The following is a 21533-nucleotide window of genomic DNA, read 5'->3' on the forward strand; positions in this document are numbered from 1 at the left end:
GCCCGGCACCACCCAGACCGGCAGCATGCGGTCCGTCGACGCGGACACCGCCCGAGGTCGCAGGTCGAAGAACGGCGGCTGGAACTGGCCGCTGACGATCATCCTGTCGATCTGCACGCTCACCGTGCTGGTCCCGCTCTACGTCACCGTGGTGATGGCGTTCAAGACGACGAGCCAGGCGCTCGACGGCAACGCGTTCTCGCTGCCGGCGCCCTTCAGCGTCGACGGCTTCGTGCAGGCGTGGAAGCTGACCGACTTCCCGCGGGCGTTCGGCGTCTCGGTCCTGGTCGCCGCGATCTCGGTGACGGGCACGATCCTGCTCGCCTCGTTCGCCGCCTACGCGATCTCGCACAACTGGCAGCACCGGCTGTTCCGCTGGTCGTTCTTCTACCTGCTGGCGGCGATGTTCCTGCCGTTCCCGGTGCTCGCCCTGTCGCAGGTGAAGCTCACGGGCATGGTCGGTCTCGACAACCCGATCGGCGTCGCGATCCTGCACGTCATGTTCCAGCTGTCCTTCAGCGTGCTGCTCTTCACCGCGTTCCTGCGGTCGATCCCGGGTGAGCTCGAGGAGAGTGCCCGGATCGACGGCGCGAGCGTCGGCCAGGTGTTCTGGCGGCTGCTGTTCCCGCTGCTGGCACCGATGAGCGCCACGGTCGGGATCTTCGCCTTCCTGGCGTCGTGGAACGACTACATGATGCCCGCGCTCATCACCGCAGACCCCGCACTGCAGACCCTGCCGGTGCTCCAGCAGATCTTCCAGAGCCAGTTCAGCAACAACTACAACGTGTCGTTCGCCTCGTACCTCATGGCGATGGCCCCGTCGATCATCGTGTACGTGCTCACCCAGCGTTGGGTGATGTCCGGTGTGACGCAGGGCGCCATCAAGTGACGAGCCGGACCGACGAGAGGAACCCCATGACCGACACCCTGCCGGCCCCCACCCCTGCGACGACCGCCACTGACGAGACCTGGTGGCGTCAGGCGAGCGTCTACCAGATCTACCCGCGGTCGTTCGCGGACGCGAACGGCGACGGCATCGGCGACCTGCGCGGCGTCACCGACCGCGTGCCGTACCTGGCGTCCCTCGGGATCGAGGCCGTCTGGCTCAGCCCGTTCTACCCGTCCGCCCTCGCGGACGGCGGCTACGACGTGGACGACTACCGCGACGTGGACCCCAAGCTCGGCACGCTCGACGACTTCGACGCGATGGTCGCGGCCCTGCACGGCGCCGGCATCCGGGTGATCGTCGACGTCGTGCCGAACCACACGAGTGACCGGCACGCCTGGTTCCGTGAGGCCCTCGCGAGCCCCGCCGGCTCCCCCGCGCGCGACCGCTACGTCTTCCGGGACGGCAGCGGCCCCGACGGCTCCGAGGCGCCCGCCGACTGGATCTCGATCTTCGGCGGTCCCGCCTGGACGGCGGCGGGCGACGGGCAGTGGTACCTGCACTCCTTCGCGAAGGAGCAGCCCGACCTGAACTGGGCGAACCGCGAGGTCCGCGACGACTTCCTGCACACCCTGCGCTTCTGGTCGGACCGCGGGGTCGACGGCTTCCGCATCGACGTCGCGCACGGGCTGTCGAAGGACCTGGGCGAGGTGCTGCCGACCTGGGCCGAGCTCTCGGCCATGCCGAAGGACGGCTCGCACCCGCTGTGGGACCGCGACGACGTGCACGAGATCTACGCCGAGTGGCGGACGGTGTTCAACGAGTACACCCCCGCACGCACCGCGGTCGCCGAGGCCTGGGTCGCCGCCGACCGCCGTGCCCGCTACGCCAGCGCCGACGGGCTCGGCCAGGCGTTCAACTTCGACCTGCTCGAGGCCGACTTCGACGCCGGCTCGTTCCGCAGCATCATCGAGTTCAACCTCGGCCTCGCCGAGCAGTCCGGCTCGTCGACGACGTGGGTGTTCTCGAACCACGACGTCGTCCGGCACGCCACCCGCTACGCGCTGCCGCCCCGAGGCGGGGCGCACGAGAAGCAGGGCGGCGCCTGGCTGCTCGCGGGCGGATCGCAGGACGCGCTCGACCAGGAGCTCGGGCTCCGGCGTGCCCGCGCGGCGACGCTCCTCGAGCTCGCGCTCCCCGGCTCGGCGTACCTGTACCAGGGTGAGGAGCTCGGGCTGCAGGAGGTCGGGGACATCCCGGACGCCGACCGACAGGACCCGGCGTTCTTCCGGAACCCGGGCGTCGACGTCGGCCGTGACGGCTGCCGCGTCCCGCTGCCGTGGACGCGCGACGGTCAGAGCTTCGGCTTCGGCGAGGGCGGCTCGCACCTGCCGCAGCCGGCGTGGTTCGGTGCGTCCAGCGTCGAGGCCGAGGACACCGACCCGGGATCCACGCTGAACCTGTACCGCAGGGCCCTCGGCCTGCGTGGGCAGCTGCAGTCCGAGGAGCACCTCGAGTGGCTGGAGACCGGTCGCGACGACGTCCTGGCGTTCCGCCGTCCGAACGGGTGGACGAGCGTGACGGTGTTCAGCGACGAGCCCTACGACCTGCCTGCGGGGGAACTCCTGCTCGCCTCGGCGCCGGTGGCAGACGGCGCCCTGACGGGCGTGGGGACGGTCTGGTTGCGCGCGTAGGGACGCGACCAGGTGACGGACGGAAGGCCCGGTGCTGGCAGGCACCGGGCCTCCTGTCCGTCCCGGCGTGGCCGGGTGAGCTCAGACGGGCAGGATCGGCGACGTCGGCACGGAGTCGATGTCCCACGCCGGGATCGGACGCGGCGTGCGCCACCCCGCACGCAGGCCACGGACGGCCTCGTCCCACTCCGTGAGCACGTCGAGTCCGGGTCGGACCAGGAGCTGGATCTGGAAGCCCTCGTACAGGGCCAGGAGCTGGGTGGCGGCGCGCTCGGCCGGCACGACGGACGCCTCGACGCCGGCGTCGAAGTCACGGCGCAGGGCGACGGCGAGCTGGGTGACGTAGTCCTCGTAGCGCTTCCGGAACAGCTCGGCGAAGCTCGTGTCGGCACCCGCGATGTTGATGACGCCGGCGAGGACCCGCACCAGGCCCGGGTCGGCGATGTCCTCGGCGAGGGTCATCCGCACGTGGTCGACCGCACACGAGGGCTTCCGCCGTCGGGTCGATCCACGCAGCTGCGTCCAGTAGTCGTACGTCACGAGCAGCAGGGCGTCCCACGAGGGGAACGCCCGCGTCACCACGTCGACCGGCACGCCGGCCACCTCGGCGACGACGGCGGCGTCGACGTCCGTGAACGGGTACATGCGGTAGGCGCGGATCGCGGCCCGGGTCAGGCGCTCCGCGATCGTCTGTTCTTCGACGATCGTTCCGTCAGTGAGGGTCTCCACCAGGACATTGCACCGCATCGGGGCGCGCTTGTCCTGACCCAGACCGGGGGTCGTGACCGCTCACTGGGCGGTCGGACGCCCTTCGTCAGGCAGGGCGACCTTCGACCCGCGGGGCTCGACGTTCCGCTGCGGCAGCGGCGGGGCTGGCTCGACCCGTGGCGTCGCGGCGACCCGGGCCCGCGTGAGCTCGGCGCGACCGAGCCAGGTCGTCGTCGCCACCGTCGTCGCGCTCTGCAGCACGCCGAACACGAGGGGCAGCAGGAGCGGGACGAGGCCGTCGGAGGCGAACCCGCCGGCGAGCGCACCGATCCAGGCGGCGAACCACCCCGCCGGGATCCACCGCGTCCGGTCGATCGTCGCGATCGCTGGTTCGACGACCCGCTCCGCCTGCTCGAGCACCGCGTCACGGTCCTCGGGCACGAGGGCCGGCGGCCGGGCGGCGAACTGCGCTCCGATGCGCTCGTCACGACGCCAGCCGCCGGGTCGTGGCGAGAACGGCTGCGCCTGGAGCTTCCGGCTCGTCCGGATGAACGCCGCGGTGAGACACCCCAGCGCCGCGGCGAACGCGACCGCTGCGACCACCCCGGCGGGTCCGGACACACCGGACCACCCCCACAGCAGCTGCGACACGATGACCACCGCGCCGGTGACCGTCGCGACCGTCGCGCACACGACCGTCCGACGGCGGAGCCGTGCCGGGTCGAGGAACTCGCGCCGACGTGCGCGGTACACGCGCCAGCCGATCGCGAACGGGCCGTCACTCATGCGTCCACTCTGCTCCGGAGCAGGCACGTGCGTCCGTTCAGCCGACGGTGACCGGCGCGGACGACGGCTTGGTGCGCTGCTGCATCCAGACGAAGAACCCGGTGAGCGTGAACACGCCGTAGAAGACGTACATGAGCCCCGAGGCGTAGTAGCCGGCCGAGAACAGCAGCGGCACCCCGACCAGGTCGACAGCGACCCAGACCAGCCAGAACTCGACCCAGCCCTTCGCCATGCCGTACGTCGCGAGCAGGGACCCGACGAAGATCCACGCGTCGCTCCACACCGGCTCGTAGGACCCGAGCGCACGGAACACCGGGGTGAGCAGCGCGGTCCCGCCGACCAGGGTCAGGACGAGCAGTCCCCGGGTCCGCCAGGAGGCCCAGTGCGGGTCGATCACGGTCGTCGCCGCAGCGGGCCGGTGCGTCCACCGGTACCAGCCGTAGACGCTGACGATGACGAACACCACCTGACGGCCCGCCTGGCCGAGCAGGTTGACCGGGTTCGGGGTGTCGAAGAGCGCCCCCATGAACACCGTGAAGAGCAGCACGTTGCCGACGATGCCGACGGGCCACGCCCACACCTTGCGACGCATGCCGCCGAGCGCGCTGAGCAGCCCGAAGACGTTGCCGATCACCTCGCGCCACAGCACGGCCTGGTCACCGATGACGATCTGCGCGTCGAACAACCAGCGCACGATGCCCATCTGGTGCCTCCTCGTTCCGGTGCATCCAACCACGCACCCCCACCCCGCATTCCTGGCGCGCCACCGCAAGATCGGGGTACAAACCCGGTCCGCACTGCTGGGGACCGAAATCACCCCCGTTTTGGGTCCATGCAAAAGCATCATCCCCGTTGTCAGCACTTTGGGGGACCGGTAGCGTCGATGACAGGAGCGATCCAGCCCGCCCGAGCCGCCTCTGAGCCTCGGAGCCCGGCGGTCACCCTCGGCACCGGTCAGCCGCGACCCCTGCTCCTGCGGGGTCGACAGACACCGTCCCACCGGCACCCGACCCGAATCACCGTGCCGCTGGCTCGAAGCGCACCCCTGTGCGCGGAACGGAACACCATGCACAAGATCGTCACCGGCACCATCGCCGGCGCCGCCGGCATCGCGCTGCTCCTGGGTGGGGCGGGCACGTTCGCCCTCTGGAACGCGAACGCCTCGACCGCCGCCACCACGGTCAGCTCCGGCACCCTGACGCTGAGCGCCGCGAACGACGGCGTCTGGACCGACATCACCAACGGCCGCTCGACCACGATCAACCCGGCCAACGTCCTGATGGTCCCGGGCAACAAGTACCAGTTCACGCAGACCCTGAACATCGGGGCGACCGGGCAGGACCTCAAGGCGAACCTGACCTACGCCAACCAGAGCATCACCGGGGACTCAGCACTGCTCGCAGCGACGACGAAGACCCTGTCCGTGACCTCGACGAGCGCCTCGGTCGTCCAGTCGACCGCGAACGCCAACACCTTCGTCGTGTCCCCCGCGGCCGGCACCTCGGCCGTCAAGGTCCTCTTCACCATCGAGCTGCCCTCGTCGGCCACGACCGGGCAGAACGGCTCCGTGAACGTCGGTGCGCTCGCCTTCACGCTGACGCAGATCGCGATCGGCTCCTGATCCCCGGCGCGGTCGGTCCCTGATCCGCCGACCGCGCCGGTACCCGTCCGTCCGACCAGTTCACCGGGGGGTGACGAGGATGACCCGCACGACGATCTCCGGACGTCACCGCGCGCCGCGCGTCCGACGTCCGGTGCGGCCCCGCGTGCTCTGGCCCGCGGCCGGCATCCTGGTGCTCGGTGTGCTGCTGTCGCTGCTCGGCACGGGCGGCACGTACGCACTGTGGAACGCGTCGGCCAGCACGAACGGCGCGACGGTCAAGTCGGGCACCGCGACGGTCTCCGTCGGGCCGCTCTCCGCCATGCGGTCCCCCACGCTGGGACCCGGTTCGAGCACGGTCGGCTCGTTCACGGTGCGGAACACGGGCACCGTCCCGCTCTCGATGCGGGTGATGACGACCGCGACCAAGGTGTCGTACGCCAGTGCCACAGACGCCGTGGTGCTCGGCGCGCAGACACTGAAGCTCGCCAGTGTCGGCTCCGCGTCAGCCTGCCGCGCCGGCCTCGGGGGCGCGAGCGGTCCGCTCGCCTCGTTCGACACCGGCAGCGGCTACTACACGCTGCCGGTCGGCGCGAGCGGGGTCGCCTGCGTCGAGATCACGCTGGCCCAGGACGCCCCGCAGACGGTCTCGGGAGCCGTCACGGACTTCACCCTCACGGTGACCGGCACGCAGGTGGCACCGTGAACCGCCGTGTCCGCGTGCTCGTCACCCTGCTGCTCACCGCGGTCCTCGTCGTGGGCGGTTCGAGTGCCGCCTGGGCGCTCTGGACCACGAGCGCCGGAGCGACGTCGAGCACCACGATCGGCAAGCTCGCCGCGACGATCAGCGGGACCGACCAGATGACGGTGACCTTCTCGGACTCCGTGCGGTCGATGACGAAGCCGGTCACCCTGACGAACACCGGCAACCTGGCCGGCACCACGTCCACGTCCGTCGCTCCCCAGTCGGACAAGCCCGCCGCCCTGGCCGGGGCCGTCGACGTCGTCGCCTGGCCCGTCGGCTCGACCGCCGCGTGCACCGACGGCGCCGCCGTGGGCTCCGGATCGGTCACGGGGACCTGGGCGTCGCTGCCGAGCATGACGTCGACCCTGGCCGCGGGCGCGAGTGCCGTGTGGTGCACGCGGAGCACCCCGCAGGCCTCGGCACCGGCGTCGAGCACCTCGAACGTCGTCATCAGCCTGACGACCACGTGGGGCAGCTGGCGGTCCGCGGTCGTGCAGGGCGGCTTCTACCTCAACACCGCGGCCGCCACGACCGCGACGCCGGCGCTGACCTGCACCGACCACAGCGGCAACTACGTCGACGTCCGGTGGCCGGACTCGTCCCGCGCGGCCGACACCTGGTACGCCGCGTACGTGCGGGACACGATGGTCGGTTCGCGGGCACAGCAGTACTCCGGGTTCATCACCCTCGCGCCGAACGACCTGGCCCCCGTCGCGACGACCGGCACGCAGACCGTGGTCGTGAAGGTGCTCGACGGCGACGGCAACCCGACCTCGACGGTCGCCGGCAGCGGTCCCGTGACCCTGTTCACCCAGAACGACGGGCCCGCGCTCCGGTGCGGCGCATGACGGCGCACGCGGTGACCCGACGAACCGGGTGGCGGTCCCTCGTGCACGCGATCGCACTCGGACTCAGCACCGGGATGCTCCTGGTCGTCGCCGGCCTGGCCGTCGTGCTCGTCGTCGTGCCGAAGGTCACCGGATCGACCCCGCTCACCGTCCTCACGCAGTCGATGGAGCCGGCCCTGCCGCCGGGGACCCTGCTCGTCGTCCGGCCCACCCCGCTCGACGACGTCCGCGTCGGCGACGTCCTGACCTACCAGATCAGGTCCGGGCACCCGGAGGTCATCAGCCACCGCGTGGTGTCCGTCGCGTCGTCCTCGGACGGGGAACACACGTTCGTCGTCAAGGGCGACGCCAACGCCGAGCCGGACGCACCGGTCCGCGGCGTCCAGGTGCGTGGCGTCGTCTGGTACAGCGTCCCCGTGCTCGGGTCCGTGAACCAGGTGGTCAACGGGTCGCGCGGGTGGCTCGTCCCCCTGGTCGCCGGTGTCCTCATCGCGTACGGCGCGGTCATGGTGACGATCGGCGCCGTGTCCGCCGTCCGGCGCCGTCGGGCCGGTCGTCTCCACGGACGTCGACGAGCACCTGCACGACTGCCGGAGCACCGCGTCTAGGCTCGGTGGACGTGACGGACGGTGTGGTGCAGGCGCGGGCGCTGCTCGACGCCGCGGCCCGGCGGCTGCGCGCGGCGGACGTCCCCGACGAGGCCCTCGGCGAGTACGTCGTGCCGAAGCCCGTGCTCGGCATCCGCCGCGAGGCCACGATGCGCTCCCTCGGCCGGGTCTGGCGGGTCGGGGCCCTGCTGATCGGGTCCTCGCTCCAGACCGGCGGACGCGTCTGGGCGACGGGCACGATCACCCGCGTGACCGACCCCGGACGCGCGCAGTTCCAGTCGGTGTCCATGGAGACCCGCCGCGCCTACCGCGCCGCAGCGGTGCGCGGGCGCTTCGACGCGGGCGACACCGTCAACCACGGGGCGACCTCCATCGACCTGGACGACTCGCTGGTCGATGGCGACGGCGTGCTGTTCGTCGGCGGGGACGTGCCGATGGTGCGCTGGTCCCCCACGGCGGCGACGGCGGTCCCGCTGGAGGACTACCTGGCCGACCGCGTCGGGCTGCTCGTCGACCCACCGGCGGGCGCGACGGACTGAGGACCGGGCCGGCGTGTGCGCGGGGCGAGCCGCGAGCGGCGGTGACCAGGGCCTCCCGTCCGACCGCGCCAGGTGCACCGGGCGAGCCGCGCGGCGGCAACCAGGCCCTCCCGTCCGACCGCGCCGCGCCGAGCGCGCGTGACGGCCACCGGCCGGTCACCGCCACGGGCGCTCGCGTACCGTCCGGGTGGTGACCGACGCTCCCCGTACCCGCCTGGTCCTCCCGGGGCAGTACGGCCCGCAGTTCGACGACGGCGGCCCGGCGCTCGTGGTCGAGGCGCGCGAGTTCTTCACCGCCCGTCCGGTCCACCGGGCGAAGGCGCACCTGTGGCTCAGCGCCCTGCGGCACCGTGTGCGCGAGCTCGGCGACCGCGCGGAGCACGTCCGGGTCGACCGGCTGCGGGACGCGCTGGTCGGTCGCACGGACCTCGAGGTGGTCGATCCGCCGTCACGGCTGCTGCGTGGGCAGGTCCGGCACTGGGGTCACGACACGCGCGTGCTGCCGAGCCGCGGCTTCGTGACCAGCGAGGACGAGTTCGGCGCGTGGGCGACCGGCCGCGGCGACCGGTTCCTGATGGAGACGTTCTACGAGCAGGTGCGGCGACGCGAGGGCTGGCTGATGGACCGCGACGCCCCGGTCGGCGGACGGTTCAGCCACGACGCCGACAACCGGCAGCCACCGCCGAAGGGCGCGATGTCGCTCGGGCTGCCCGATCCGTGGTGGCCGACCGAGGACGACGTCGACGACGAGGTCCGGCACGACCTGGACCGGTGGGAGCGGGACGGCCTCGTGCAGTTCGTCGGCCGCGACGACCGTCGGCGCTTCGCCGTCACGGCAGCCGAGGCCGAGGCCGCGCTGGCGGACTTCATCGAGGTGCGGCTCGGCGACTTCGGCCCGTACGAGGACGCCGTGCTGACCAACGACTGGACGATGGCGCACTCGCTGCTGAGCGTGCCGATGAACCTCGGCGTGCTCGACCCCCGCACCGCGATCACGGCGGCGGTGTCGGCGTACGAGGACGGCTCCGCCCCGCTCGGCAGCGTCGAGGGGTTCGTGCGGCAGGTCGCCGGCTGGCGGGACTACGTCTGGCACCTCTACTGGTGGTTCGGCGAGGAGTACGGGGCGTCCGCCGCACCGCTCGGCAACGAGCCGCCGCACCGGCTGCCCCGCTGGTGGCGGGAGCTCGACGCGTCCGAGGTCGAGGCCGTCTGCCTGTCCACCGCGATCGACGGGGTCGCCGACCACGGCTGGGCGCACCACATCCAGCGGCTCATGGTCCTGGGCAACTGGGCGCTGCAGCGCGGTTACGACCCCGTCCAGCTGACGGAGTGGTTCACCGACGTCTTCGTGGACGGCACCGACTGGGTGATGCCGGCCAACGTCATCGGGATGTCCCAGCACGCCGACGGCGGGCGGGTCGCGACGAAGCCCTACGCCGCCGGGGGCCGCTACATCGACCGGATGACCGACCACTGCGGCAGCTGCCGGTTCGACCCGACCAAGCGGCTCGGCGAGGACGCCTGCCCCTTCACCGCCGGGTACTGGGCCTTCCTCGACCGCGCGGAGCCGGACCTGCGTGGCAACCCGCGGATGACGCAGCCGCTGCGGCAGCTGCGCGGGATGGCGGACCGCGAGCAGGTGGTCAGCCAGGAGGCCCGGCGCCGCACGCCCTGAACACCGCCTGACGGGAGGCGCGGGGCGGGCTGGCACCGCCCCTCCCGTCCGTCGTGTGGCAGGCTTCGTGCTGTGGTCCGGCATCCGCTCTGGCGTCCGTTCGCCGCCGGCAGCAACGCTGCCCGGCAGGCGCAGCGCGTGGCGTTCCGCCAGACCGAGCCGGGTCCGCTGCAGCAGCACGACCCGCGCTGGGCCGACGCGTTCCTGGTGGTGCGCGCCGCCGTCGAGACCGCGCTCGGACCCGGCGTCCGGATCGGCCACGTCGGGTCGACGGCCGTGCCGGACCTGCTCGCGAAACCGGTGATCGACGTCGACCTGCTCGTGCCGGACGTCGCCGACGAGGACTCCTGGTTGCCCGCGCTCGAGGCCGTGGGCTTCCGGCTGCTCTTCCGCGACGGGCTGGGCGGGTCGCCGCACCGACAGCTCAGCCTCGCCGAGCCGAACGCGAACCTGCACGTCTTCGCGCCCGGGGCCGTCGAGCCGCAGCGGCACCGGGTGTTCGTCGACTGGCTGCGGACGCATCCCGCGGACCGGCGCGCCTACGCGGCCGCCAAGCGCGCCGCTGCCGCGGGCACGGGGTCCCTGCGCTACAACGACGCGAAGGCCGCGGTCGTGTACGACGTGTACGAGCGGGTCTTCCTGGCGGATCCGGCGCATCCGCACGACCCGCAGCCGCGGGACTGATCAGGCGTCGGCAGCGCTGCCCGACTTCATCCAGAACGGCGACCAGTGGTACCCGTCCGGGTCGTCGAACTGGCGCTGGTACATGAACGGGTAGTCGTCGGTGTCCCCGATCCGCCCACCGGCAGCACGGGCCCGCTCGACGAGGTCGTCGACCGCCTGCTGACTGTCGAGGTCGAACGAGACGGTGACCTTGGAGGGCGTGTCGGGACCGCACACGAGTTCCTCGACACCGCCGACGCTCGCGTACATCTCGCGGCTGGCGAGCATCACGTACTGGTCGGGGCGGACGGCGAAGCAGGACACCTGGTCGTTCGACATGTCGGCGTTGCGGGTCCAGCCCAGGGCGTCGTAGAAGGCGGTGGCGCGCTCGACGCTGTCCACCGGGCAGCTGATGAAGAGGCTCATGCGGTGATGGTCCTCCCGCGGGGCGGACCGGTCAAGGCGTCCTCGAGCGTGCGCGCGGGGGCCACGTGGCAGGCTGGCCGACATGGGCAACGGTCGCGGGGACGTCAGTGTCCCGGTCGGGGTCCGGGTCCCAGTGCTCGTCGCGGTGCTCGTGGGGATCGAGACCGTCGTCCTGCTCGTCGTTGCCCTCCTCGGCGACCGCACCACGAGGGCGGTGACGGTGGCGCTCGACGGGCGCGCGCCCGCCGTGCTGTCGCGCGTGGACCTCGACGTCGCGATGGTCGTGGTGCTCGCCCTCGTGGCGGTGGCCCGGGCGCTCCCCGCGCGCCGGGCGTGGGTCCTGGACCCGCTGCTGACCACACCGATCACCCTGTTCGTGATCGCGCAGCTGAACGGCGTGCGCGACGTCGGTGCCCTGGTCGGCATCTACGCGCTGGCGTCCGCGGGAGTGCTGTTCGCGGTCGTGCAGGACCGCTCCGCACCGCAGACGACGCCGAGCGCGGGGTCGCGCGTCCCCCTGGGCCTCGGGTCGGCGGTCGGGATCGTGCCGTGGGGCATCGTGGCGTTCCACCAGGTCGGCGCGGGGGTCGTCGGGCACCCGTTGCCGGGCATCGCGGTCGTCGTCACCCTGACGGCGCTCGTGGCTGCCATCGCCGAGTTCGTGGCGACGTGGCGTGGTCGGCACGGCGCGGCATCGGTGCTCCGGACCGTCGGGATGTCGGTCGTCGCCTGGCTCGTGGTGCTCGGCCTCTGACACCGTGCTGCCGGACGGTCACGCGGCACCGATAGGGTCGCAGCGTGGCATCGATCAACGACGAATTCACCACCCGCTTCGACCTCCGCGAGTTCACGCCCAGCACCGACGCCGACGGCGCGCCGGACGCGCAGACCGCCGACTGGATGGAGGCCGTGGGCATGGGGTTCCACGAGGCCTCGGCCTCACCCGAGCTCGCGTCCCGGATGGCGGCGAACTTCATCGCCGACCAGGAGACCTTCCTCGGCGTCTACGTCACGGACCCGGTGCCCGGGTCGGTGGACACGACCTGGCCGGCCGGCACCTTCACCTGGTTCCGCAAGGAGCTCAGCTGGGGCGACGGGGCGACTGTCGACACCCAGGCGATCTCGGCGGTCACCGTCCGCCCGACCGAACGCCGCCGGGGCATCCTGCGCGCGATGATGACGCACGCGCTCGACCGCGGTGTGCAGGAGGGCTACGCGATGGCGTCCCTCACCGCGTCCGAGGGCACGATCTACCGGCGCTTCGGCTTCGGCTGCGCCATCCGCGAGCGCGCGGTGCGCGTGCGCCGCAACCGTGCGCTGCCGTTCGTCGCGCCGACGTCGGGTGTCGTCTCGGTCGTCCCGACCACCTGGCTCGCCGAGGGCGTCGGCAAGGGCGTGTTCACACGCTTCCACGAGCGGACCCCCGGGTCGATGGTCCGGAACGCGGGCACGTGGCCGGTCGTGTTCGGCGAGTACGGCTCCGACGGCGAGAAGGCGAAGGGCGTCCGCGCTGCGGTGCACCGGGCGTCGGCGGCCGACGAGGTCGACGGGTACGTCACCTGGCGCGTCAAGGAGTCCGGCGACGAGACCGCGATCGAGGTCCTCGACCTGGTCTACGCCACCGACCAGGCGTACCTGTCGCTCTGGGAGTTCCTGCTCTCGATCGACCTGAACGACGTGGTGCGGTACAACCGCTCGCGGCTCGACGACCCGATCGTCGCGGCGCTCGGCGACAACCGTGCGTACGACGTCGACCACGAGGAGGACCACGTCTGGCTCCGGGTGCTCGACGTCGCGGCGTCGCTGTCCTCGCGGCCGTTCGCGGTCGACGGCACGCTCGTGCTGTCGGTGTCGGACGCACTCGGACACGCCACCGGGACGTTCCGGCTCGACGTGGTCTCCGGCGTGGGCACGGTCACACGAGAGTCCGACTCCGCCGATGCCCCGTCGGACGTGCAACTCGACGTGGCCGATCTCGGCGCACTGCTGCTCGGCTCGGTGTCCCCGGTGACGCTCGCCGCAGCCGGGCTGCTGCGGGCGACGGACCCGGCGGTGCCCGTGCTGCTGCGTGCGATGCTGCTGCCCGTGCGGACCCCGCACGGCATCACGTACTTCTGACGCGCGGCCGGTCCGTCGCACCCTGCGTGGTCCGCGGCTGGTGCGAGGTTGATCGGCGGGTGCGGGGAAACAACCTCGCACCGGCCGATCAAGCTCGCACCACGCGCGGCCGGGCCTATGCCCGCCGGCGCACCCGGGGGTCGACGACCGCGTAGACCACGTCGACGATCACGTTCGCGGTGACGACCAGGAACGCCGAGAACAGCGTGAAGCCGACGACGACCTGCAGGTCGAGCGTGTGCACCGCGTCGATGAGCAGCGCGCCGAGGCCCTGCATCGAGAACACCTTCTCGGTGATGACGGCTCCGCCGAGCAGCGACCCGAGGTCGAGCCCGAACAGCGTCACCACGGGCAGGATCGCGGTCCGCAGTCCGTGCCGCACGACGACCTGGCGCTCGCGGATGCCCTTCGCACGGGCGGTCCGGACGAAGTCCTGCGACATCGCCTCGAGCATCTCGCCGCGGGTCAGCCGGGCGTAGATGGCTGCGCTGATGAACGCGAGCACGCACCACGGCAGCACCAGGTGGGTCAGCCACCCGACGGGGTCCTCGCCGAACGGCACGTACCCGCTGGTCGGCAGGATCCCGAGCACGAACCCGAACAGCAGGATGGACAGCAGCCCGATCAGGTACGCGGGCGAGGACACCCCCGCGACGGCGATGCCCATCACGGTGCGGTCGAGCACGGACCCACGGCGCAGGGCCGAGGCGGCTCCCCCGGCGACACCGGCCACGAGCCACAGCACGGCGGCACCGACCGCGATCGACGCGGTGACGGGCAGGCGGGTCAGGATGAGCGACGTGACGCTGTCGTGCAGCTGGAACGAGTACCCGAAGCACGGCGCGGCGCAGTGGATGGCGGAGGCGCCGCTGCCGAAGGTCCGCCCGGTGACGATCCCGCCCAGGTAGGCGCCGAACTGCGCGATCCAGGGCTTGTCCGTCCCGAGGAACGCCTGCACCTGTGCCAGACGCTCCGGCGTGCACGGCTTGTCGCAGATCGCACGGGCGGGGTTGGTCGGCAGCAGCATGAAGAGCGCGTAGGTCACCGCGGCGACGACGAGCAGGACGACCACGGCGCCGAGCACGCGGAAGAGCAGGAAGCGCAGGGCGCTCATCGGGTGCCTCGCCGTGGGTCGAGGGCGTCACGCAGGGCATCGCCGAGCACGTTGAACGCCAGGGTGATCAGGAACAGCGCGGCACCGGGGAACACCAGGTACATCGGGTCGGTCTGCACCCACCCGATCGCGTCACCGATGCTGCGGCCCCACGACGGCGTCGGCGGGGTGACGCCGACGGCCAGGAACGACAGCGCGGCCTCGGCGCCGATCATCGACGGGATCGAGATCGTCGCGTAGACGGTGATCGTCGCGGCGAGGTTCGGCAGCAGCTGCGTGCGGATGACGTGCCAGCGCCCGGCGCCGAGTGCGGTCGAGGCCACGACGTAGTTGCGGGTCCGCAGCGACAGCGTCTGCCCACGCACCACGCGGGCGACCGCCGGCCAGCCGAAGAACCCGATGACCAGGACGACGAGCAGCGGCTTGGGGAACGACGTCGGCACGATCGCCGTCAGCGCGATCATGAAGACCAGCGACGGGAAGCCGAACATGACGTCCACCACGCGCGACAGCACGCGGTCGTACCAGCCCCCGAAGAACCCCGTCGTGACACCGACCAGCACGCCGATCACGATCGACATCGCCGTGGCAGCCAGCCCGATCCCGAGCGAGGTCCGCGCGCCGTAGGTGACGATCGCGAAGAGGTCGCGTCCGGTCAGCGGCTCGACGCCGAACCAGTGGGTGCCGCTCACACCGCCGAGCGACCCGCGCGGGGCGCCGAACGAGTTGAGCGCGTTGATGTTGTACCCGTACGGGTCCTGCCCGCTGATCCCGGCGATCACCGGCGCGAGCACGGCGACGAGCAGGAAGACGACGATGACGACGGCCGAGGCCACGGCCCACCGGTCGCTCCGGACCCGCCGGACGACGGCGCGGAGGCCGGTCGAGCGAGCGCCCGAGGTCGCGACCGGGCGGTCGACGACGTTCGCCGTCACGATGCCACCTCCACGAGTCGGCGCCACGCCTCGCGTCGCGTCGCCTGTCGTACCGGGTCGGCCACGGGGGCGGCGGCGAGCAGCATGCGGGTGTAGTCCTCCTGCGGGTCATCGAGCACGGTCCGGGTCGCGCCGCGTTCGACGACGCGCCCGTCCCGCAGCACGATGACGTGGTCTGCGAGCTGCCGGACGACGGCCAGGTCGTGGCTGATCAGCAGCATGCCGAAGCCGAACTCGGCCTGCAGGGTGGACAGCAGATCGAGCACCGCCGCCTGCACGGTGACGTCGAGGGCCGAGGTCGGCTCGTCGGCGATCACCAGGGCGGGTCGGAGCGCCAGGGCACGAGCGACGGCGACGCGCTGCCGCTGGCCGCCGGAGAGCTCATGGGGGAAGCGTTCGGCCCAGGTCGGGTCGAGCTGCACCGCGACGAGCAGGTCGTGCACGCGCGTGGCCCGCTCCGACGCGGACACCCCGTGCACGAGCAGCGGTTCGGCGATGCTCCAGCCGATGGTCTGGCGCGGGTTCAGGGACGACGCGGGGTCCTGGAACACGATCCCGACGCGGCTGCGGACCTCGCGCAGTCGACGTCCACGCGCCGTCCGGAGATCGCTGCCGTCGACCTCGACCGATCCGGCGACGACCGGCACCAGACCGGCGAGCGCTCGCCCGATGGTCGACTTGCCGGAGCCGGACTCCCCCACCAGGCCGAGGGTCTGCCCCGCGTGCAGCGTGAAGTCGATGCCCAAGACGGTCGGCGCACCGCGCCGGTCGTACCGGACGCTCACGTCGCGCACCTGGGCGACGACCGGACGGGAGGCCCGACTCGCGTCCGCCGCGCCCGCTGCGGACTGCGCCGACGGGGCGGGGTCGACCCCGTCCTCCAGTCCGGGCACGGCTGCCAGCAGGGCGCGCGTGTACGCGGCCTGCGGCGCACGGAACAGCGCGTCCACCGCGCCGTGCTCGACGGGCTCGCCGCGGCGCATCACCAGGACCTCGTCGGCGACGTCGGCCACCACACCCATGTCGTGGGTGATGAGCAGCACGGCCAGGTCCCGCTCGCGACAGAGGTCCCGCAACAGGTCGAGGATCCCGGCCTGCACCGTGACGTCGAGCGCGGTGGTCGGCTCGTCGGCGATCAGTGCGACGGGGTCACCGGCGAGCGCCATCGCGATCATCGCGCGCTGCAGCTGTCCGCCGGAGAGCTCGTGCGGGAACGCGCGGCGGATGCGGTCCGGGTCGGACAGGCCGGCCGAGCGCAGCAGCTCGTCGATCCGGGCGGAGACCCCCGCGCGGTCGAGGCCTCGGGGGTGTGCTCGCACCGCCTCGGCGATCTGCGTCCCGATGGACAGCACGGGCGTGAACGAGTTCATCGGCTCTTGGAACACGACGCCAATGCCAGCGCCGCGAACGGCACGCAGCTGCTCGGTCGGTGCGCCGACGAGCTCGTCACCACGGAACCGGACGCTGCCCGACACGCGCGCCTGTGGCGGCAGGAGCCCGAGCACGCTCATGGCGCTGACGGACTTGCCCGACCCGGACTCACCGACCAGGGCGAGCACCCGTCCGGGCGTCAGCGAGAAGGAGACGTCACGGACGACGGGCTCCGCGTCGCCGAACGCGACGTGGAGCCCCTCGACCTGCAGGATCGGATCGGTCACTTGGCGAGCGACACCGTGAGGTAGTTCGGGTACGCCGGGAAGTCCGCGATCCGGAAGTTCTCGACGTTCGAGCCGGCCAGGAACGACTGCTTGGCGTAGATCAGCGGGACGACGGGGGCGTCCTCCATGATCTTCTTGTCCGCCTGCGCCCAGAGCTTCTGCGCGTCACTCTGGTCGACCGTGCTGGTCGCCTTCGCGATGAGCGCGTCGACGTCGGGGTTGCTGTACTTCGAGATGTTGTACCCGCCGCCGCCGATCTGCGACGAGGCGTAGAGCGGCTGCAGGTTCGCGTTCGCGCTCGGGAAGTCGGGCTGCCAGCTCGAGAGCGACAGGTCGAAGTCGGTGCCGTTCGTCGTGGCCTGGGTGAAGGAGTCGTAGTCGAGCGGCTTGAGCGTCACCGTGATGCCGGCGCGCTTGAGCCCGGACTGCAGCGCCTGGGCCTGCGCCAGGTAGGTCGGGTCGTTCTGGGTGACCAGCGTGAGCTTGAGGTCGGTCGCCCCGGCCTCCTTGAGCAGCTGCTTGGCCTTGGCGACGTCACCGGACGCACCCGGCTCGTACAGGTCGTAGCTCTGGCGCCCGGCGATCCCCGGCGTGATGAGCGTCGACGCGTACGACCCGGCGAGCGCGCCGCCCGCCGCGATGCGGAAGGACTTGCGGTCGACCGCGTACTGCAGTGCCTGGCGGACCTTGAGGTCCTTCAGCTGGCCACGCTGCGTGTTGATCGCCATGTAGGTGATCGGACCGGCCTTGGAGGTGGCCAGACGGTCCTGCGCGGCGGGGTTCAAGCGCACCTGGTTGAGCTCGGCGGCACCGAGGTAGATCGCACCGAAGGAGTTCTTGGCGTCGCCGTTGTCGGCGATCAGGCTCTGCGTGATGGTGGAGGCGTCCTGGCCCTCCTTGAACACGATCTTCGACGGGCCGGCGGTGCGGACGGAGTCGGTCTTCGCGCTCCACTCCTTGTTGCGGACGAGCGTGACCTGCGAACCCTGGGTGTTGGACTCGATCTGGTACGGGCCGCTCGCGACCGGCTTGGCGTCGTACGCGCCGGTGTCGGTGCCCTCGCCCTCCGGGACCGGCGTGAACGCCGGCATCGAGGCGAGCCACGGCCAGTCACCGTAGGGCGCGTTGAGCTTGAAGACGATCGTGGAGTCGTTCGGGGTCTCGATGCTGTCGAGGGTCTTGCCCTCGAACGGCCCCGTGTACGTGTCGCCGCCGACGAGCAGCGACTTGTGGTAGCTCAGACCACCGGTCAGGGTCGGCGCGAACGAGCGCTCGATGCCCCACTTGATGTCCTTGGTGGTGATCGCCGAGCCGTCCTGGAACTTCAGCCCCTGCTTCAGGTGGTAGGTCCAGGTCTTGCCGCCGTCGCTCGAGTCGCCGGTGTTGGTCGCCAGGTCCGGCACGACCTTGGCGGTCTTGCCCGGCTCGACGCTCCACGTGGTCAGGCGTCGAGCGACCAGGCCCATCGACGTGATGCCGAGGCTCTGGCTGGTGGCCGGGTCGAAGTGCAGCGCGGTCTGGGGCGTGAGGATGTCGAGCGTGCCGCCCTTGCTGGTGCCGGCCGAGGCGTCGTCCGAGGCACCGCCGCCCGAGCAGCCGGTCAGGACCAGGGCTGCGGCTGCGGCGACTGCCGCGGTGATGGTCAGGCGCTTCGGGCGTCTCATGACGGGGCTGCTCCTCGTGGGGGTGGTTGCTGCGGTACCGGCGGCGATGTGACCGCCGCGGCGGCGTCCATCCTGGCACCGCGCACTCGGGGCGGCATGCACGGGATGACGCACGACGAAACAATCCAAGCCGTGCGTCATCGCCGCCATTCCCGATCGGCAGTCCACACCCGCCGAGGTCCTCCCCCGCCGGGGTCAGCGGTCGAAGAGGCCGCCGAGGAAGTCGTTGCCGAGGTTCGACGCCTGCTCACCGAGGCCCGACGCCTGTTCGCCGAGCCCGGAGACCTGCTCGCCCAGACCCGACGCCTGTTCGCCGAGGCCCGAGACGTGCTCGCCGAGCCCACCGCCGAGGTCGGCCAAGCCGACGTCGCCGATCCCCGACGCGATCCCCTCGAAGTCGATCCCGAGGTCGGCGGCACCCGCCAGCACCGGTCCGGCGGCCGCGCTCATGACCGCTCCACCGGCGACCGCGACCGCGACGCCGCCGATCGCCATCGCTCCGGCGCCGACAGCGGCCCCACCCAGGACGCGGCGGGCCATGCCGGGACGGGCGACCTCGCCGCGGGTCATCGCGCGAGCCATCCCCGCCGCCGAGGCGTCCGCGGGCCGGGCGTGCGGCGGGAGCTCGGTGTTCATGCGCTGGAGCACCGCGTGCCGCTGCTCGGGCGTGAGCCGCGCGAAGGCGTCGTGGTGGACCTGCTCCAGCTGGTCGGGGGACGCTGTGCGCAGCAGGTAGTCGTACTTCGCGAGGGCCACCTTGTCCGCGTCAGCGGCCCCGCGCTGCGGCTGAGCGGGCTGCTGCGGCCGAGCGGGCTGCTGCGGCCGGCTCTGCTGCTCGCCGTGCTGCTGCGGCTGGCCGTGTTGCTGCGGGGGCCGCTGCGGCTGGGTCCGGTCGTCCCCGGTCAGCTTGTCGGCGGCGGTCCGCACCATGTCACGCCAGTCGTTCCCGCCCTGCGACGACTGCCCGTGACCCGCGGCGGTGTTCCCCTGACCGCGCTGCTGCATCTGCTTGGAGATGACCTTCGAGGCCATGCCGATGAATCGAGAGAGGTTTGCCATGAACCGACCTTTGCGTCCGCACATGTGCGCTCTCAGCATCCCGGCAGTACAGCGCCCCCGGAACGCATCCCGATCTGCTGGGAGCCCAACCAGAACATCAGTATCGGTAGGCTGGTCACGGGGCCGCGTCACCACCGGAACGCGGCCCCAGGGCGAACGAGTGAAGCCCGGAACTGCGCAAACAGTTCCGGGCTTCGGTTCGCTCTCCGAGTGGAGAGCCAGGGGAAAACAGACTTCCCCGAGTCGAACACTCGGGAGTCAGTGTAGCTGAGCTCGCTCGGCTCCACACCCCTGGCCGACTGCTCCTCGTGTCCGCCGGTGACGACACCAGGAGGTACTCGATGTCCCACGACGACGAGCGCCGGCCCAGGCGTCAGGTCCCGTGGCTGGGGATCGCGAGCTTGCTCGTGACCGTCGCTCGGTTCCTGCACGACCTGTACCGCAGAGGCCAGTGACCAGAGCGGTCGCGCCGCAGCCGGCGGCGCGACCGCTCCTCGTCGTCAGGACAGCACGCGCTCCAGGAACGGGTTGCGGAACCGCCCCGTCGGGTCGAGGTCGCGAGCGAGCGCAGCGAACGCCGCCAGGTGCGGGAAGGCCTCGTGCAGCCGGGACGGAGTCGCCGCGGAGACCTTCCCCCAGTGCGGCCGGGGGTCGAACGGCGCCAGGGCCTCCTCGATCTGCTCGACCGCCGCTGCGACCGCCGACACGTCCCGCCGGAAGGTGAAGTGCAGCCCGACCGACTGCCGCTCGGACGAGGGCGCCAGCCACGCAGTGTCGGGCGCGACCGTGCGGAACTCGGCCGCGATCAGGATCGGCGCGAACAGGTCGCGGAGCGGCAGGAGCGCCTGGATCGCCGCGACGGCCGACGCCGCCGGGACGAGGTACTCCGCCTGGATCTCCGCCCCGGTCGACGGCGAGAAGGACGACCGGAAGTGCGGCAGCCGCTCGGACCACGGCCCGGGGACGCCGCCCTGCTCGGTGACCCCGGCGGTGTCGTTCTCCCCCGGGTGCACGGGACCGGTGGCGCGACGGGCCCCGAGCGCGACCAGGTCCATCGACGGTGCGGGCTCGTCCACGCGGTGCTTCGTCCAGACCTGCCGGGCACCGCGGTCGTCGAACGCGGTGAACATCGACACCGAGTACGCGTCAGCCATCACCGCGTCGAAGTGCTCGAGGACGGCGTCCCACGGCAGGTCGAGGTGGACGGTGGTGGCCACCTGGAACGAGGGCTCGATCGCGAGCTCGACCGCGGTGACGACCCCGAGCGCCCCGAGGGCGACCCGGTGCGCGTCGAGGTCACCCGCGGAACCGGAGCCGGTGCCGGAGCCGGAGCCGGAGCCGTCCGAGGTGACCTGCACGAGCGAGCCGTCGGCCCGCACGACGTCGAGCCCGACGACCGCCTGCGCCAGCGAGGGGTTCCGGACACCGGACCCGTGCGTGCCGGTGGCGACCGCACCTGCCGTGGAGATGTGGGGCAGGGACGCGAGGTTCCCGAGTGCCCAGCCACGGGCCTCCAGTCCGGCGGCCACCTGCGCATGCGTCATCCCGGCCGCCACCCGGACCACCCGACGTGCCCTGTCGATCTCGAGGACCGGCGGCAGGTCGGTGAGCGTGACCTGGACGGCCTCGGTGTCGGCGATGTCGTTGAACGAGTGCGTCGACCCGAGCGCCGTCAGGCGCGGCGTCGACGCGACGAGCTCCTGCACCGCCGCGACCGACGACGGGCGCTCCAGGGCGGCCGCCCGGTAGGTCAGGTTGCCGGCCCAGTTGGTGCGCTGCGTCGCGGTCACGTCGGTCATCGTCCGGT

21 protein-coding genes are annotated in these 21533 nt (G+C 72.0%); 11 read left to right on the forward strand and 10 right to left on the reverse strand.

Features of this window, described 5'->3' with window-relative positions:
• Positions 1-25: 25 nt before the first annotated feature.
• Positions 26-889, forward strand: coding sequence for a carbohydrate ABC transporter permease (locus ASG04_RS01880; RefSeq protein WP_156463502.1), 864 nt, complete (start codon positions 26-28; stop codon positions 887-889).
• Between the two features lie 26 nt (positions 890-915).
• Positions 916-2580 carry a glycoside hydrolase family 13 protein gene (locus ASG04_RS01885; protein ID WP_056119383.1) on the forward strand — a complete coding sequence of 555 codons (1665 nt, stop codon included), beginning with the start codon at positions 916-918 and terminating at the stop codon, positions 2578-2580.
• Positions 2581-2661: 81 nt separating this feature from the next.
• Here the strand turns inward: ASG04_RS01885 and ASG04_RS01890 are convergent, their stop codons facing one another.
• Genes ASG04_RS01890 through pnuC form a run of 3 tightly spaced genes read right to left on the reverse strand, consistent with a single transcriptional unit; the run spans position 2662 to position 4777 of the window.
• The gene (locus ASG04_RS01890) at positions 2662-3309 is read right to left on the reverse strand and encodes a TetR family transcriptional regulator C-terminal domain-containing protein (RefSeq protein WP_056119385.1); all 648 of its coding nucleotides are present in this window, start codon (positions 3307-3309) and stop codon (positions 2662-2664) included.
• 60 nt (positions 3310-3369) lie between these two features.
• The gene (locus ASG04_RS01895; RefSeq protein ID WP_056119388.1) at positions 3370-4074 is read right to left on the reverse strand and encodes a hypothetical protein; all 705 of its coding nucleotides are present in this window, start codon (positions 4072-4074) and stop codon (positions 3370-3372) included.
• Positions 4075-4111: 37 nt separating this feature from the next.
• The gene (gene pnuC / locus ASG04_RS01900) at positions 4112-4777 is read right to left on the reverse strand and encodes a nicotinamide riboside transporter PnuC (protein WP_056119391.1); all 666 of its coding nucleotides are present in this window, start codon (positions 4775-4777) and stop codon (positions 4112-4114) included.
• 363 nt (positions 4778-5140) lie between these two features.
• On the opposite strand from pnuC, the gene ASG04_RS01905 reads away from it, so the two are divergent.
• The 7 genes from ASG04_RS01905 to ASG04_RS01935 all read left to right on the forward strand — a co-directional run bounded on the left by ASG04_RS01905 (position 5141) and on the right by ASG04_RS01935 (position 10773).
• Positions 5141-5695, forward strand: a complete 555-nt coding sequence (locus ASG04_RS01905) for an alternate-type signal peptide domain-containing protein (RefSeq protein ID WP_056119395.1) — start codon at positions 5141-5143, stop codon at positions 5693-5695.
• Positions 5696-5774: 79 nt separating this feature from the next.
• Positions 5775-6380 carry a TasA family protein gene (locus ASG04_RS01910; protein WP_056119397.1) on the forward strand — a complete coding sequence of 202 codons (606 nt, stop codon included), beginning with the start codon at positions 5775-5777 and terminating at the stop codon, positions 6378-6380.
• Positions 6377-7267 carry a hypothetical protein gene (locus ASG04_RS01915; protein ID WP_056119401.1) on the forward strand — a complete coding sequence of 297 codons (891 nt, stop codon included), beginning with the start codon at positions 6377-6379 and terminating at the stop codon, positions 7265-7267. The genes ASG04_RS01910 and ASG04_RS01915 overlap by 4 nt, the downstream gene beginning before the upstream one ends.
• 11 nt (positions 7268-7278) lie before the next feature.
• Positions 7279-7875 carry a signal peptidase I gene (locus ASG04_RS01920; protein WP_162241680.1) on the forward strand — a complete coding sequence of 199 codons (597 nt, stop codon included), beginning with the start codon at positions 7279-7281 and terminating at the stop codon, positions 7873-7875.
• An 11-nt stretch (positions 7876-7886) separates the two neighbouring features.
• Positions 7887-8414, forward strand: a complete 528-nt coding sequence (locus ASG04_RS01925) for a hypothetical protein (RefSeq protein ID WP_156463478.1) — start codon at positions 7887-7889, stop codon at positions 8412-8414.
• Positions 8415-8604: 190 nt separating this feature from the next.
• Entirely contained in the window at positions 8605-10089 is a 1485-nt protein-coding gene (locus ASG04_RS01930; RefSeq protein ID WP_056120203.1) for a cryptochrome/photolyase family protein, read from the forward strand.
• A 72-nt stretch (positions 10090-10161) separates the two neighbouring features.
• Complete coding sequence (locus ASG04_RS01935) at positions 10162-10773, forward strand: GrpB family protein (protein ID WP_056119411.1); 612 nt, start codon at positions 10162-10164, stop codon at positions 10771-10773.
• Here ASG04_RS01935 and ASG04_RS01940 read toward each other — a convergent pair whose 3' ends face one another.
• Entirely contained in the window at positions 10774-11178 is a 405-nt protein-coding gene (locus tag ASG04_RS01940) for a VOC family protein (protein ID WP_056119414.1), read from the reverse strand.
• Between the two features lie 82 nt (positions 11179-11260).
• Here ASG04_RS01940 and ASG04_RS01945 point away from each other — a divergent pair, with 82 nt between their 5' ends.
• A complete protein-coding gene (locus ASG04_RS01945) occupies positions 11261-11932 on the forward strand; it encodes a hypothetical protein (protein ID WP_056119417.1) in 672 nt (223 codons plus the stop codon).
• A gap of 44 nt (positions 11933-11976) precedes the next feature.
• A complete protein-coding gene (locus ASG04_RS01950) occupies positions 11977-13296 on the forward strand; it encodes a GNAT family N-acetyltransferase (RefSeq protein WP_056119421.1) in 1320 nt (439 codons plus the stop codon).
• A 115-nt stretch (positions 13297-13411) separates the two neighbouring features.
• On the opposite strand, the gene ASG04_RS01955 is transcribed toward ASG04_RS01950, so the two are convergent.
• The 6 genes from ASG04_RS01955 to ASG04_RS01980 form a co-directional block, all read right to left on the reverse strand.
• Positions 13412-14410 (reverse strand): ABC transporter permease, encoded by a 999-nt coding sequence (locus ASG04_RS01955; RefSeq protein ID WP_056119425.1) that lies wholly within the window; start codon positions 14408-14410, stop codon positions 13412-13414.
• The gene (locus tag ASG04_RS01960) at positions 14407-15345 is read right to left on the reverse strand and encodes an ABC transporter permease (RefSeq protein WP_056119428.1); all 939 of its coding nucleotides are present in this window, start codon (positions 15343-15345) and stop codon (positions 14407-14409) included. Before ASG04_RS01960 ends, ASG04_RS01955 begins: the two co-directional genes overlap by 4 nt.
• Complete coding sequence (locus ASG04_RS01965; protein ID WP_056119431.1) at positions 15342-17003, reverse strand: dipeptide ABC transporter ATP-binding protein; 1662 nt, start codon at positions 17001-17003, stop codon at positions 15342-15344. Before ASG04_RS01965 ends, ASG04_RS01960 begins: the two co-directional genes overlap by 4 nt.
• Positions 17000-18667, reverse strand: a complete 1668-nt coding sequence (locus ASG04_RS01970) for an ABC transporter substrate-binding protein (protein WP_056119434.1) — start codon at positions 18665-18667, stop codon at positions 17000-17002. Before ASG04_RS01970 ends, ASG04_RS01965 begins: the two co-directional genes overlap by 4 nt.
• Before the next feature lie 195 nt (positions 18668-18862).
• A complete protein-coding gene (locus tag ASG04_RS01975) occupies positions 18863-19726 on the reverse strand; it encodes a cation-transporting ATPase (RefSeq protein ID WP_156463479.1) in 864 nt (287 codons plus the stop codon).
• 500 nt (positions 19727-20226) lie between these two features.
• Positions 20227-21525: an FAD-binding protein gene (locus tag ASG04_RS01980; RefSeq protein ID WP_056119441.1), complete on the reverse strand. Its 1299-nt coding sequence runs from the start codon at positions 21523-21525 to the stop codon at positions 20227-20229.
• Positions 21526-21533: the final 8 nt, after the last annotated feature.

The organism is Curtobacterium sp. Leaf183 (assembly GCF_001424385.1).
Classification (GTDB): Bacteria; Actinomycetota; Actinomycetes; order Actinomycetales; family Microbacteriaceae; genus Curtobacterium.

Coding starts and splice junctions, on each gene's coding strand:
- ASG04_RS01980 (WP_056119441.1), bottom strand. CDS start 21,525: ATGACCGACGTGACCGCGACGCAGCGCACCAACTGGGCCGGCAACCTG.
- ASG04_RS01905 (WP_056119395.1), top strand. CDS start 5,141: ATGCACAAGATCGTCACCGGCACCATCGCCGGCGCCGCCGGCATCGCG.
- ASG04_RS01945 (WP_056119417.1), top strand. CDS start 11,261: ATGGGCAACGGTCGCGGGGACGTCAGTGTCCCGGTCGGGGTCCGGGTC.
- ASG04_RS01910 (WP_056119397.1), top strand. CDS start 5,775: ATGACCCGCACGACGATCTCCGGACGTCACCGCGCGCCGCGCGTCCGA.
- ASG04_RS01885 (WP_056119383.1), top strand. CDS start 916: ATGACCGACACCCTGCCGGCCCCCACCCCTGCGACGACCGCCACTGAC.
- ASG04_RS01955 (WP_056119425.1), bottom strand. CDS start 14,410: ATGAGCGCCCTGCGCTTCCTGCTCTTCCGCGTGCTCGGCGCCGTGGTC.
- ASG04_RS01880 (WP_156463502.1), top strand. CDS start 26: ATGCGGTCCGTCGACGCGGACACCGCCCGAGGTCGCAGGTCGAAGAAC.
- ASG04_RS01975 (WP_156463479.1), bottom strand. CDS start 19,726: ATGGCAAACCTCTCTCGATTCATCGGCATGGCCTCGAAGGTCATCTCC.
- ASG04_RS01940 (WP_056119414.1), bottom strand. CDS start 11,178: ATGAGCCTCTTCATCAGCTGCCCGGTGGACAGCGTCGAGCGCGCCACC.
- ASG04_RS01895 (WP_056119388.1), bottom strand. CDS start 4,074: ATGAGTGACGGCCCGTTCGCGATCGGCTGGCGCGTGTACCGCGCACGT.
- pnuC (WP_056119391.1), bottom strand. CDS start 4,777: ATGGGCATCGTGCGCTGGTTGTTCGACGCGCAGATCGTCATCGGTGAC.
- ASG04_RS01970 (WP_056119434.1), bottom strand. CDS start 18,667: ATGAGACGCCCGAAGCGCCTGACCATCACCGCGGCAGTCGCCGCAGCC.